Source organism: Bradyrhizobium sp. 25ACV, assembly GCF_054863005.1.
This window is the reverse complement of record NZ_JAVAYO010000124.1, coordinates 1-265: the sequence shown is the minus strand read 5'-3', so window position 1 is coordinate 265 and position 265 is coordinate 1. Positions and strand designations below refer to the sequence as shown.

The window sequence follows — 265 nt, the reverse complement described above, 5'->3', positions numbered from 1 at the left end:
AACATGTTCGTGCTGGTTGGTTTCACGGCGCTGGTGTGGGTTCTGCCGTGGATCCTGGCCTTTCCCTCGCGGTTGAACCATGACGGGCAGAAGCGCCGGCCGGATTCACCTGCGCGCGCCGCCCGCAAGCCCCTGACCTTCAACCGCAACCTGCTGGGAGCCACGCTCGGATCCTTCTGCTTTCTTTATTACAACTATCTGCTGGTTACCTGGCTGCCCGACTACCTGGTGGAGGTGCGCCATCTCACCATCTTGAAGGCGGGAT

General features: G+C 60.8%; 1 pseudogene. It reads left to right on the top strand.

Annotated elements, in window-relative coordinates:
• Positions 1-265, top strand: a pseudogene (locus RAD04_RS38825) (hypothetical protein); the annotation flags it as partial.